This is a genomic window from Pseudomonas sp. IT-P218 (genome assembly GCF_949767605.1).
Taxonomy (GTDB): domain Bacteria; phylum Pseudomonadota; class Gammaproteobacteria; order Pseudomonadales; family Pseudomonadaceae; genus Aquipseudomonas; species Aquipseudomonas putida_AE.
In genome coordinates this window covers 31,228-42,142 of the sequence record NZ_CATKQQ010000018.1, presented here as the reverse complement: position 1 = coordinate 42,142, position 10,915 = coordinate 31,228, and the positions used below count along the sequence as shown (strand labels likewise).

Sequence of the window (10,915 nt, the reverse complement as noted above, 5' to 3'; positions counted from 1 at the left end):
GCGATGGCGGCGCCTGCTATTCCTGCGAGCCGCTACTCACTTTTCCTCCCACATCCTGGTCAAAGAACTGCGGGATCTCATGCTGGTAACTTTTCAGCCAGCGCTGCATCGCCAGTTCGCGTTCGGTGGTGCTGGCGGTTTGCGGTTTTGTGGAGGCGGCTGCGTTGCTGCTTTGCAGTTGCAGCCAGCCTTCGGTTTCCTGTTGTTGTGGCGAGGCGGGGCCGGCGTCGATGGCGTGGGCGGCAAGGGGCAGGGCCAGCACGCCGAGGCAGTAAAGGGTGGTCGATTTCATCGGGGGGCTCCTTACTGAACGGCGGCGACGGTCGGACCGGACCTGCCGGGGGACTTGAGTTTCTCCGCGCGGGCCTGGGCCTGGGTGACTTGTGCCGGTTTCAGGCCAAGGCGGCTGACCAGTTCGGCGGCGCGGTTCCAATCGTCCTGGTAGATCAACAGGGTCACCAGGTTTACCGCAGCCAATTGATCGCTCTGCTTGAGCTCGATGGCCGTGAGGAATTCGAATTTGGCGTCTTCGATGCGCAATTGATTGAGGTACACCACGCCCAGGTCGTTGCGGATTTTTTCGTCGGTGGGCGCCAGGCGTGCGGCCCGTTGCAGGTGCGCCTGGGCCAGGCGATGGTCGCCCCGGGCGGCGGCGAGTTGGCCCAGGCCGTGTTCTGCTTCGGCGGCCATGCAGCCGCCGAGCAGGCTGCGGTACAGCGGCTCGGCTTCACTGCGATCCAGCAGTCGATACACCTTGGCCTTGCGCAGGCGCACATCGGCGAGATTGTCCGGCAGGCTCTGCAGGTTGGCGAGGCTGGCGTGCAGCTTGCCGTCATTGGCCATGTCATCGGCCAGGTTCAGTGACAGCTGTTGTTCGGCGTTTAATTTGGCGCAACTGGCGGTGCCGGTCATGGCACTCCAGGGTGCCGGTCCGTTGCTCGCGCAACCCCCCAGCATCAGCAGACTCAAACCGGCAATCAATGCTTTCATCACGATTCCCCTAGGAAGCAAAAGCCCGGGCGAGGGCGGTGAAGCCCGGGCCGGCCAGTACGATCAACAACGCCGGGAAGAGGAACAACATCATCACGACGGACATTTTCGCGGACATCTTGGAGATGTATTCCTGCAGGCGTGACAGACGCTTGTCATCGAGCAACAGTTTGAGCGCCAGCAGGGATTTCATCGCGCCACCGCCCTGATGGATCAGCTGTTGCAGGATCACGCAGGTGTCAGTGAATTCATCGACCGCCAGCAAGCGGGTGGCCTTGTTCAGTTCTTCGCCCAGCTCCAGGCCCGAGTCGACGCGTGCCAGCACCAGGCGCAGTTCGTGGGTCAGCGTGGGCATCAGCAGCTTGCCTTCATTGCTCAACACGCGCAGCGATTGCTCCACGGCCATGCCCGATTCGAACAGGATGCGCAGCAACGGAATGAAGGTGGAAATCTCGACCGCCAGTTTCTTTTGCCGATGCTGCGCGGCGGCGGCTAGCAGGCGCTTGGGCAGCAGGTAACCGATGCCCAGGGCGAACGCCGGGACCAGCCACGGGCGAGTGACCTCGGGGAAGAACAGGCCCTGCACCAGCGCACTCAACGCCAGCGCCAGTACCGGGACACCCACCTGGAAGGCGGCGAACAAAGCCCGTTGCCGCGCGGTACGCCAGCCCAGGCAATTGAGCAGCGTCTGGGTTTCGTTGTCGAGCTTGACTGACTGCTGGCCGACACGGCTGCTGCCCAGCGCGTGCAGCCATTGGTTGAAGCGGTTTTTGCTCGGCGCTTTGCCGTCCAGGCGCTGCACCACCTGGCGGGCACGCCGACGCATTTGCACAATGACGCCGACAAACAATCCCGATGCCAGCAGGAACAGCAGCGAGCTCAGCAGCATGGACAGGTTCATAGGCTACGCAACATCCGCCACAGCGCCACGCAGCCGAACACCTGGAGGGCAAGCGCGCCCACCAGCATCGTTTGCCCCGAGCTGTCGTTCCACATGCCCATCAAGTACTTCGGATTGGACACCAGGATGTAGCCGGCGAGTGCCACCGGCATCAGCGCCAGGACCACCGCGGTGACCCGGGTTTCGCCGGTCATGGCGCTCAACTGGCGAGCCGCCTGTTCACGTTCGCGGATGATCTTGATCAGGTTCTCCAGCAGTTCACTGGCGTTGCCGCCGTAGCGGTGGTTGACCTTCAATCCCAGGGCAAACAGGCGCAGTTCGTCCTTGTCGTAGAGTTCGGCGAAGTCCGAGGCGGCGTCCGGCAGGCTGATACCCATGTGCACCTGGCGTTGCACGCGGCCCAAGGCATTTTTCAGCGGGTCTTCGGCGGCGTCGATGGCACCCAGCACCGCGTCGGCCAGGGTGCGCCCGGACTTCAGGCTGCGCACGCTGTGATCGAGCAGCGCTGGCAATTGTTCGATCATGCGCTTGAGCCGGCGCTGGTAACGCCAGTCGACATACAGGCGCAGCAGCAGGGGCGGCACCAGTAACAGGGCGAACAAACCCAGCCAGCCGCCAGCGATGAAACCAAGCAGAACACTCAAGCCCCACAGCGTCAGCCACACACCCAGACGTTCAGTGGGTCGCCCGAGGCCGGCGCGCAAAAAGGCGCGATCCAGCCCCGTCCAGGATGTTTTCTGCACCACCCGCTCCGGTTGCCCCTGGCTCAGGCGCTCCAGTACGCGGCGAGTACCGGGTTCGCGCAAACCGCGGCTGAGCAAGCGCACCGACAGCCCCAGCAACGCCAGGCAAACGAGGATGAGCAGCAGCGGTTTGAGCATGCCGTGACCTTCAATATACCGAGGGAGAGAGCGCCGATTCGCGGCGCAGTTTGTCACCGGCGGGGTTGAGGGCTTCGCGCATGAAACCGAAGCCGCTGCGGCGATCGAGGCGAAACAGCGTATTGGTGACATACACGTCTTCGCGGATGCCGATCACCTCGACCACTTCGCTGACGCAGCGGCGGCCATCGGGCATGCGCGTCAACTGGATCACCACGTCCAGCGCCGCGCAGATCATCTGGCGCAAAGTCCTTTCGGCAATGCTGCGGCCGGTCAGGCCGACCAGGGTTTCCAGGCGCAACAAGGCATCCTGCGCGTTGTTGGCGTGCACGGTGCTCATGGAACCGTCGTGACCGGTGTTCATGGCGGTCAGTACGTCGACCACTTCGACGCCACGGATTTCGCCGAGGATGATCCGGTCCGGGCGCATCCGCAGGGCATTGCGAATCAGGTCGCTGGCTTTTACCTCGCCATGGCCTTCAGCATTCGGCGGCCGGGTTTCCAGGCGCACCACGTGAGGGTGGCCCAGTTGCAGTTCGGCGACGTCTTCGATGGTCACCAGGCGTTGGTGGGGATCGATCAACTGGCTGAGGATGTTCAGCAGCGTGGTCTTGCCGGTGCCGGTGCCGCCGCTGATGAGGATGTTGCAGCGCTTGCCCACGGCGTCCTGAAGAAATTCGTAGATCGCCTGGTCGATGGTCTGCATGGCCATCAGGTCGGTGCTGTTGAGCATGTCCTGGCGGAATTTCCGAATCGACAGGCACGGCCCGTCGAGCGCGATCGGGGGAATGATCGCGTTGACCCGGCTGCCGTCCGGCAGGCGCGCGTCGACCATCGGCGAAGACTCGTCGAGCCGTCGGCCCAAGGGCGCGAGGATGCGCTGGATGACGCGCTCGACATGGTGCGCATCGATGAATCGCAGGTCGCTCAGGTGCAGGACGCCATCGCGCTCGATGAACACGCGGTGCGGGCCGTTGACCAGGATTTCGGTCACTGCCGAATCCCGCAGCAGCACTTCCAGCGGCCCGAAACCTGTGAGCTCGTCGACGATCTCCTCGGCCAGGCGCTCCATCTCGTAGCGCGAAATCGCCAAGTGCAGGCGCGCGATGTATTCGGCCACCTTGTCGATGACGAACTGCGCCAGCACCTGGCGCGAGCCTTCGAGCAGGTTTTTCCCGGACTCCTCGATGGCATCGATGATGTAGCGATGCAGCACCAGTTTCAGGCCTTCGTGGTCGGTATTGCCGGCCACCCCGCGGTGTGTCGCGCCGAACAGTTTTTCGCCGCTCATGGCGTACCTCTCAAACGGCTGAACCAGGACTTGGGTTTGGCCAGGCTTTCGGAGCGCTTGGCCAGGCGTTCGCCGAGGTTGCGCAGGCTTTGGGTGAGCACTTCCCGCGGGGCCAGTTCGAACAGGGTCACGCCCTGGTTCTTGGCGTTCAAGCGCACTTCGGGGCTGTAGGCGAGCGTGGCGATGACCTCCATGCCGAAGCTTTTGCCCAAGGCCTCGGAGTCCGGCGCGACGCTGCGCAGGTAGCGATCCACCAGCAGTTTGGCATGGTCGAGCTTCATGCCTTTTTCGCGCCAAAGGTTCAGTATCGCCAGGTTGCGGCGGCAGTCGAGCACGTTCTGGTCGGTGTACCACAGCAGCTTGTCGCAATGGCTGACAAAGGTGCGCAGGGCTTCGCTGTCGGGCTGGCCGGTGACATTCACCACGATGTGCTGGAAGTGTTGGCGCAGGGCGCTGAGCAGCATGTACAACTCGGCGGCGCTGGTGTGTTCCAGCGGTTCGTCGTGGGTGGCGTAGGCGAGGATTCGCAGGCCGGCTTCGCAACGGGTGAAGGCGCTGTCGATCAGGGTTGCGTCGAGGCGGCGCAAGTTGCGCAGCGCATCACCGAAATGAAACGAACTCTCCAGGCCGAGCAGGGCCAGGCTGTCACCGCGCGGCAGGCCGAGGTCGAGCAGCAGCGTCTGCTGACCGCTTTTTTGCACCACTTGCGCCATGTGGTTGGCCAGCAGCGCGCCGTCGGCGTTGCTCTGCACGCCGTACAGCACGGTCAGGCCGCCCAGGTGAGTGTTCGGCACTACAGGCGGAAGGCGTTTACTCTGGCGCCGCACCAGCCCGGCGACTTCACTGGAGCGCGATCCATACGCCACGAAATCCCGGGCCCCGGCGCGCATGGCGTTGAGCACCAACTGGTTGTCCATGCCGTCGCCCAGCGCAACGATCGCCAACCGCGGCTTGGCTTCCAGGGCGCCTTCGATCAGGGCGCACTGGGCCACCACGTGTTCACGGTCCAGACCCACGAACACCAGGCTGGCCAGGGTCACGTCCACCAGCGCCAACAGTTCGTCGAGGCTGCCGCCACCGGCACTGACCACCTGGCCCAAGGGGGCGAGAGCGCCTTGCAGCCATTCCAGGTCCGTGCTGTTGCGCGTGATCGCCAGGAAGGTCTGACTCAGGTTCTGGCTCATTGCGATAGCCCGCTGCGTTTATCGAAGTCGCCGTTTTCGAGGAAGTACATGCGATACCAGTTGGGGTCGTAATTGCGCAGTTTTTCACCCGGCAGCGACGGCAGTTGCGCATTGGCCGCCAGCGGCTGCACCAGGTGTGGCGTGACGATCATCAGCAACTCGCGTTCTTCGCGATTGATCGAGGAGCTGCGAAAGAACGCGCCGAGAATCGGGATATCGCCCAGCCCCGGAAACTTGTCCACCTGCGAGGTGTTTTGCGTGCTGATCAGGCCGCTGATGACGAAGCTTTCGCCATCGGCCAGGGAGATGCTGGTATCGGTGCGGCGAATGGTGAACGCCGGCACGGTGGTGCCGCCGATGGTCACGGCGTTGTTGTAATCCAGTTCGCTGACCTCGGGAGCAACCTTGAGGGCGATCTGGTCGTTGCTGACCACCGTCGGCGTGAGCGTCAGGCGGATGCCGAATTCCTTGTATTCGATGGAGTAGCTGTTGCTGTTGGCGCTGGGGATCGGGATCGGGATTTCACCGCCCGCCAGGAAGCTTGCGCTTTGGCCGCTGATCGCCACCAGGCTCGGGCGTGCCAGGGTGTAGGCAAAGCCACTGCTTTCCATGGCGTTGATGATGGCCAGGAAGTTGCCGCCGCCGGCGACGATGTTGAACATGTCGTTGGCCAACGGAATGCTCGGCACGGCAATCCGCGGATCAAGGTTGCGCAACGGAAACACCCGCGGCGTCACCGCCGTGTTGGGGACGGTACCGGGGGAACCGAACAGGAAATTCGAGTTTTTGCCGTAGATCGAGGTACTGGCTTCCTTGAGCTTGGTGCGACTGACTTCGACGAAGCGGATGTCGGTCTGCACTTGCGATGGCAGCAACCCATCATCGGACGGTGACTGCCTGGCACTGGTCATGGCCGCCGTCGCGCGGCCCTGGACGAATACCATGCTTTGCCGCGGTGCACTGGCACAAGCGGTCCAGACCATCAGGCTGGTGGCGCCGGCGCCCATGCCGGTGAGCAGGAACGCCTGGTTGCCATTGACTCGCACGTCGGCGATCTTCGGGTCGCCCACCGCGATCCGGGTGATCGCCACCGGCGATTGCACTTCCTGTTGCAGGCCTTCGCCCACTTCCAGTACCGCTGGCAGCGGGCCCAGCGCTGCGCAACTGCCGGTAGCTGCCAGTGCTGCCGTTACCGGCATGCCGCTGAGCAAGGTGGCGCAGATCAAGCCGTTGAACAACGGCATAATACGTCTGTGCATTAAAGCGGTTCCTTGCACGATTCAGGGGGTCTTTTGGGTTTCGTTGCCGCGGATGACTTCCACACCGGAGCGGCGCGGTGCGCCTGCGCTACTGGCGATTGCAGGTTTGGGCGGTGCGGTCATGGCCAGTTGGTTGAACTGGATCAGGTCGCGATTGGCATTGGCGAGATTGGTCGCAGAATCCCGTTCCCCGGCCCAGTAGCGCGCCAGGCGTTTTTCCTCGGCGCTGCGCACGGCCAGGCGCAACACGCCGGCTTGGGTGGCGAGCATCAAGCGGCTCAACAGTTGTTCGGGGACGGCGAGCAGCACGGTGCGGGCGCTGGCGCGTTGTTGCTCCTGGCGGAGTTTTTCATCGTTGCCCTGGGCCGGGCTGGACGGATGGCCGTCGTTGGTCAGGCCCAATTGCTCGCCCACCCCCAATACGCGCAAGGCCGGGATGGCGAGCTGGGCCGAGGGCTGAAGGTTGAGGTTGTCCGAGCGCAAGAACAGCAGCACATCGACATAGTCCCCCGGCGTCAACTGCCCGCCGGCATTGATCACTTCATCCACGGCAACAGCGAGTGCGCGCTCGTCGGGACGGATCATCCGCGCCAGCTTGCCGCCGGCTTCAAAGCTCTCGTCATTGAGCCAGCTGCCGGCGGGCAGGGCGCGCCAGGGCGTACGGCCAATGGCTTGATCGAGACGGGTCAGGCTGCCGGCCGGAACGGTGCGTAGTTTTTCCAAGGCAATGTCGGCGGCGGTGATCTGCACGAACGGTGGGATGTCATGCAACAACACCACGATCGGTTGACGGGTGTCTTCTTCTGGCTGGGGAACAGCTGCTGGAGTGGCGGTGGTCGCAGGTGAAATCTCGGTTTGCGCAACAGGGGCGGCGGCCGGCTGACGGGTCAAGGTAAAGCCCCAATAACCGGCGATGACTGCGCCCGCCAGGGACAGGCCGGCCAGGCCTAGGATGACACGACTGTTCATGACGGCGCTTCCTTTCCTGGTGCATCTTTCCTGCTGCTCAAATAACTCGTTTGCGCAACGAGACAACTTCGCAATCAGGCAGCTATGAACATGGAACTATTTGGCTATTTGAAGGTAGCGCAGCTAGAGCAAAACGCCATTACCCAGGGGGCAAAAATCCAACGAAAGTTAATGGTTCAGAGCAAATACAGGGTTTTTTGACGTCAACGAAACGGTTAATACTTTGGTGTTAATGCGTTCTTACAGTTGTTTGGCGGGGAAATGCCGACAATGCTGATGCTGGCACAGGGGAATCATGTTGCGTCCGTGCAACACCCGGAGTCATCTAGGAGAACTTCATGTCTTTCGCCAAGCTGGTTCAGAAGGTCAAATCCGAAATCGATTTTTACAAAGGGCTGGCCAAGGATACCGAGGGAGCTTCGGGTATCGAGTACGCCATCGTCGCCGCCATGGTTGCGGTGGTGATTGCCGGGCTCAGTGGCGGCATGGGCACGACGATCACCACGATCTTTGGAAAAATCACCGGTGCAATGGTGGGCGCCCCCACCGGTGGTGGCGGTGGTGGTGCTTAAGGCGGCTGTCACTTGCTAATGCACAAGGCGGGTTCTAATGTCAGCGCTTAGTCTATTCCAGGTGTTGCCCATGAACGCCCCCGCACTGCCGCGCCAACAACTGCTTCTGGTCGATGACGAGGAGGATGCGTTGCTTGAGTTGGCGGAGTTGCTGGAGGGCGAGGGGTTCAATTGTTTCACCGCGACCTCGGTCAAGCTGGCGCTGCAGCATCTGACACGCCATCCGGATATTGCTCTGGTCATTACCGACCTGCGCATGCCGGAGGAGAGTGGCATGTCGTTGATCAAGCGCTTGCGCGAGCACACGGCGCGCCAGCATTTGCCGGTGATCGTGATGTCCGGGCATGCGGACATGGAAAGTGTCAGCGACATGTTGCGGTTGCAGGTGCTGGACCTGTTTCGCAAGCCGATCTATCACGTGCGGTTGCTGGAGACCCTGAATAACCTGTTCCCGCAGCCGTTGGGGGAGTTGGCCAATCGTTGAAGCAGGTGAGGGCCTTGTAGGAGCCCGGCTTGCCGGCGAAAGCGCCTGAAAGACTGACGCAAGGTTCAAGAACGCCTTCGCCGGCAAGCCGGCTCCTACAAGGTGTATGTCATACGATTCGCGTCAGGCGATGGGCCGCCAATGGCCAATCATGTGCTCCAGATCACCAGCCCCTATCAATTGCAAATCCCCACTGGAGCCCGCAGCGCTGGCCAGCAATGTCACCTCGCTGGGCAGGCGCACCGGCTTCTTGAATTGCACCGCAATCTCGATGTTCGCCGCCGGCAGATACTCTGCAAGCGCGGCCAGGGTGCGGGCCTTGTTCCATAGGCCATGGGCAATCGCCGTTGGAAAGCCAAACATTTTGGCGCTCAGCGCACTCAAGTGAATCGGGTTGTAGTCGCCGGATACCTTGGCGTATCGCCGGCCGATGTCTGTGGGCACGTTCCATTGGGCGACTTGCGTCAGGGGCAGCGTCGAGGCCAACTCCTCTTCGACGGGCTCGCCCTCAAGCTTCACCCCTCGGCACAGCATCTGGCTTTGCGCCTCCCAGAGCGGTCCCAGTTGATCATCCAGCGTCGTCACCAGATCGAAGGTCGCCCCCTTCGCATGGGGTTGCAGGTTCTCCACGCACACGCTGGCCCGCACTCGATGGACGCCGCCCATGGGGCGCAGCACGCGGATGCGGTTGCTCAGGTGAATCAGCCCCAGCAGCGGGAACGGAAAGTCCCGGGCGGTGAGCAATTGCATCTGCAAGGCGAATGCGAGGATATGCGGATAGGTAGGTGGCAGCAGGCCGTTGTCGGCGAAGCCGCAGACTTTGCGATAGGCCGCCAGGCGCTGCGGGTCGACATCGAGCCAGCAGCGCAGACCCGAATGGGGCAGGGTGGTACCGGTGATCTTGCGCCGCGTTGCCGCCTGCACATAGAGCCCCGACAGGCTGGGTTCGCGATTGAGTGTGTGCCAGTCGATGATCATGCCTAGGCCCCCAGAACGCTTTGCCCGCAGACACGCAGTGCCTGGCCGGTGAACGCGCCGGTGCCCGGTTGCGCGAGCCAGGCCACCGCTTCGGCGACGTCCTGCGGCAGACCGCCCTGGCCCAACGAGCTCATGCGCCGTCCGGCTTCGCGCAGGCCGAATGGAATGTGCGCGGTCATCTGGGTTTCGATAAAACCCGGCGCCACGGCATTGATGCTGATGCCCCGCTCATGCAACAGCGGCGCCCAGGCTTGCGCCAGGCCAATCAGGCCAGCCTTGCTCGCCGCATAGTTGGTTTGCCCGCGATTGCCGGCGATGCCGCTGATCGACGCCAGCAGGATCACCCGGCCATTGTCGCGCAGGGTGCCGCTGTCGAGCAGGGCCTTGGTCAGCACTTGCGGAGCGTTGAGGTTGACGGCGAGTACCGCGTCCCAGAATTCCGGGGTCATGTTGGCCAGGGTCTTGTCCCGGGTGATGCCGGCGTTGTGCACCACGATGTCGATGCCGTCGGGCAGTTGTTCGACCAGTTCCGTGGCGGCGTTCTCGGCACAGATGTCGAGGGTGATGCCACGCCCGCCGAGGCGTGCGGCGAGGGCGTCGAGGTCGTTCCTGGCCGGGGGGACGTCGAGCAGGATGACCTCGGCACCGTCACGGGCCAGGGTCTCGGCGATGGCGGCGCCGATACCGCGCGCCGCACCGGTGATCAGTGCCTTGCGCCCGGCCAGCGGGCGAGTCCAGTCCATTACCTGGGTGTCGCAGGCAGTCAGGTTGATGACTTGCCCGGACACGAAGGCGCTTTTCGGCGAGAGGAAAAACCGCAGCGGTCCCTCCAGTTGATCCTCGGCACCTTCGCCAACATGGATCAGCTGCAAGGTGCCACCGCTGCGCAGTTCCTTGGCCAGCGAGCGGCTGAAGCCTTCGAGGGCGCGCTGGGTACTGGCGGCGAATGGGTCGCTCAACGACTGCGGGTCACGTCCCAGGATCACCAGGTGGGCACTGTGGTCGAGATTTTTTATCAGGGGCTGGAAGAACTCGCGTAGTTGCTTGAGCTGGCCGACCTGCACCAGATCACTGGCATCGAACACCACGGCCTTGAGTTTCGGACCGTGTCCGGGAATCCACGCGGTCGCCATCGAGGGCTCGGTGCCGTAGGTGTAGATCGCGTCCGTCAGGCGGTTGGCGAAGGTGTTGACCTTCTCCGCCAGCGGTCCGCCGCCAATCAGCAAGGCGCCTTCCACAGGGCGCAATCTGCCCGCTTGCCAGCGTTCCAGGCGTACCGGCGAAGGCAGGCCCATGGCCCCGACCAGACGATGGCCGATGGACGAATTGGCGAAGTCGATATAGCGGTCGGACATGGAACGCGCTCCAGCAGATGAGGTTCAAAGTGTGGACCATGAATGGCAATC

General features: G+C 62.9%; 12 protein-coding genes. 2 read left to right on the top strand and 10 right to left on the bottom strand.

Translation table 11 applies throughout. The annotated features are described in order from the left end of the window. Positions 1 to 16 precede the first annotated feature (16 nt). From ACM6I6_RS13620 to cpaB, 8 genes are read right to left on the bottom strand one after another with little or no spacing between them, the layout of a single operon-like run. Positions 17 to 292: a DUF3613 domain-containing protein gene (locus ACM6I6_RS13620; RefSeq protein ID WP_414920043.1), complete on the bottom strand. Its 276-nt coding sequence runs from the start codon at positions 290 to 292 to the stop codon at positions 17 to 19. An 11-nt stretch (positions 293 to 303) separates the two neighbouring features. Continuing rightward, positions 304 to 990, bottom strand: coding sequence for a hypothetical protein (locus ACM6I6_RS13615; protein WP_414920042.1), 687 nt, complete (start codon positions 988 to 990; stop codon positions 304 to 306). 10 nt (positions 991 to 1,000) lie between these two features. Beyond that, on the bottom strand, positions 1,001 to 1,879 hold the full coding sequence (locus tag ACM6I6_RS13610; RefSeq protein ID WP_414920041.1) for a type II secretion system F family protein: 879 nt from the start codon (positions 1,877 to 1,879) through the stop codon (positions 1,001 to 1,003). A gap of 8 nt (positions 1,880 to 1,887) precedes the next feature. Next, the gene (locus tag ACM6I6_RS13605) at positions 1,888 to 2,772 is read right to left on the bottom strand and encodes a type II secretion system F family protein (protein ID WP_414920040.1); all 885 of its coding nucleotides are present in this window, start codon (positions 2,770 to 2,772) and stop codon (positions 1,888 to 1,890) included. A gap of 10 nt (positions 2,773 to 2,782) precedes the next feature. After that, on the bottom strand, positions 2,783 to 4,063 hold the full coding sequence (locus ACM6I6_RS13600; protein WP_274077778.1) for a CpaF family protein: 1,281 nt from the start codon (positions 4,061 to 4,063) through the stop codon (positions 2,783 to 2,785). Beyond that, positions 4,060 to 5,247, bottom strand: coding sequence for an AAA family ATPase (locus tag ACM6I6_RS13595; protein WP_414920039.1), 1,188 nt, complete (start codon positions 5,245 to 5,247; stop codon positions 4,060 to 4,062). The genes ACM6I6_RS13600 and ACM6I6_RS13595 overlap by 4 nt, the downstream gene beginning before the upstream one ends. Next, positions 5,244 to 6,506: a type II and III secretion system protein family protein gene (locus ACM6I6_RS13590; RefSeq protein ID WP_323607145.1), complete on the bottom strand. Its 1,263-nt coding sequence runs from the start codon at positions 6,504 to 6,506 to the stop codon at positions 5,244 to 5,246. The genes ACM6I6_RS13595 and ACM6I6_RS13590 overlap by 4 nt, the downstream gene beginning before the upstream one ends. A gap of 21 nt (positions 6,507 to 6,527) precedes the next feature. Beyond that, complete coding sequence (gene cpaB, locus ACM6I6_RS13585; RefSeq protein WP_414920038.1) at positions 6,528 to 7,475, bottom strand: Flp pilus assembly protein CpaB; 948 nt, start codon at positions 7,473 to 7,475, stop codon at positions 6,528 to 6,530. Positions 7,476 to 7,813: 338 nt separating this feature from the next. On the opposite strand from cpaB, the gene ACM6I6_RS13580 reads away from it, so the two are divergent. Both ACM6I6_RS13580 and ACM6I6_RS13575 read left to right on the top strand, forming a co-directional pair. Next, positions 7,814 to 8,047, top strand: a complete 234-nt coding sequence (locus ACM6I6_RS13580) for a Flp family type IVb pilin (protein WP_406592623.1) — start codon at positions 7,814 to 7,816, stop codon at positions 8,045 to 8,047. A 70-nt stretch (positions 8,048 to 8,117) separates the two neighbouring features. Further along, positions 8,118 to 8,531, top strand: a complete 414-nt coding sequence (locus ACM6I6_RS13575; RefSeq protein ID WP_274077773.1) for a response regulator — start codon at positions 8,118 to 8,120, stop codon at positions 8,529 to 8,531. 123 nt (positions 8,532 to 8,654) lie between these two features. On the opposite strand, the gene ACM6I6_RS13570 is transcribed toward ACM6I6_RS13575, so the two are convergent. Then, positions 8,655 to 9,509 (bottom strand): MaoC family dehydratase, encoded by an 855-nt coding sequence (locus tag ACM6I6_RS13570; RefSeq protein WP_414920037.1) that lies wholly within the window; start codon positions 9,507 to 9,509, stop codon positions 8,655 to 8,657. 2 nt (positions 9,510 to 9,511) lie between these two features. Next, entirely contained in the window at positions 9,512 to 10,864 is a 1,353-nt protein-coding gene (locus ACM6I6_RS13565; RefSeq protein WP_414920036.1) for a 3-oxoacyl-ACP reductase, read from the bottom strand. Positions 10,865 to 10,915 lie beyond the last annotated feature (51 nt).

Bases quoted from the DNA above. Each gene is read 5' to 3' on its own strand.
- ACM6I6_RS13620 (WP_414920043.1), bottom strand. From the start codon at position 292: ATGAAATCGACCACCCTTTACTGCCTCGGCGTGCTGGCCCTGCCCCTT.
- ACM6I6_RS13610 (WP_414920041.1), bottom strand. From the start codon at position 1,879: ATGCTGCTGAGCTCGCTGCTGTTCCTGCTGGCATCGGGATTGTTTGTC.
- ACM6I6_RS13605 (WP_414920040.1), bottom strand. From the start codon at position 2,772: ATGCTCAAACCGCTGCTGCTCATCCTCGTTTGCCTGGCGTTGCTGGGG.
- ACM6I6_RS13615 (WP_414920042.1), bottom strand. From the start codon at position 990: ATGAAAGCATTGATTGCCGGTTTGAGTCTGCTGATGCTGGGGGGTTGC.
- ACM6I6_RS13565 (WP_414920036.1), bottom strand. From the start codon at position 10,864: ATGTCCGACCGCTATATCGACTTCGCCAATTCGTCCATCGGCCATCGT.
- ACM6I6_RS13570 (WP_414920037.1), bottom strand. From the start codon at position 9,509: ATGATCATCGACTGGCACACACTCAATCGCGAACCCAGCCTGTCGGGG.
- ACM6I6_RS13595 (WP_414920039.1), bottom strand. From the start codon at position 5,247: ATGAGCCAGAACCTGAGTCAGACCTTCCTGGCGATCACGCGCAACAGC.
- cpaB (WP_414920038.1), bottom strand. From the start codon at position 7,475: ATGAACAGTCGTGTCATCCTAGGCCTGGCCGGCCTGTCCCTGGCGGGC.
- ACM6I6_RS13600 (WP_274077778.1), bottom strand. From the start codon at position 4,063: ATGAGCGGCGAAAAACTGTTCGGCGCGACACACCGCGGGGTGGCCGGC.
- ACM6I6_RS13580 (WP_406592623.1), top strand. From the start codon at position 7,814: ATGTCTTTCGCCAAGCTGGTTCAGAAGGTCAAATCCGAAATCGATTTT.
- ACM6I6_RS13575 (WP_274077773.1), top strand. From the start codon at position 8,118: ATGAACGCCCCCGCACTGCCGCGCCAACAACTGCTTCTGGTCGATGAC.
- ACM6I6_RS13590 (WP_323607145.1), bottom strand. From the start codon at position 6,506: ATGCACAGACGTATTATGCCGTTGTTCAACGGCTTGATCTGCGCCACC.